The sequence below is a fragment of the Banduia mediterranea genome, from assembly GCF_031846245.1.
Lineage (GTDB): Bacteria > Pseudomonadota > Gammaproteobacteria > Nevskiales > Nevskiaceae > Banduia > Banduia mediterranea.
Genome location: NZ_JAVRIC010000083.1, coordinates 1 through 415, shown reverse-complemented (window position 1 = coordinate 415; position 415 = coordinate 1). Strand labels below are relative to the sequence as shown.

The 415-nt window shown below is 63.6% G+C and carries 1 pseudogene; it reads left to right on the top strand.

Going from position 1 to position 415, the window contains the following annotated elements:
* Window positions 1-314: pseudogene (locus tag RM530_RS18470) on the top strand (transposase); the annotation flags it as partial.
* Window positions 315-415 lie beyond the last annotated feature (101 nt).

The following is a 415-nucleotide window of genomic DNA, read 5'->3' as shown; positions in this document are numbered from 1 at the left end:
GGTCGAGCTATCGGGCCAATGCGCAGGGGGAAGCCGATCCTGTGGTGACGCCGCATCCGCTGTACACGGCGCTCGGCACGGATGAAAGCGCCCGGTTGACGGCTTACCGCGAGCTGTTTCGTTATGAATTGGAGCCAGGTGTGGTGGATGAAATCCGGCGGGCGACGAACGGGAATTTCGCGCTTGGCAACGAACGCTTTGCAGCGCAGGTGTCATCGGCGCTGGGAAGACGCGCGGCCCCGGGGAAATCCGGACGGCCACGGCAAAGGCCAGAGCCGGACTCCGGAGGGTTATTCGACGTCCCGAAGCCGTGACACCGTGGCCTGTCCCTGAGGTTTCCCATTCCCAGGCACGGCCCAGCACGTGCTGATAGAAAAACTGCAGGCCGCAGCGCTCGATCTTGACCAGACACCAC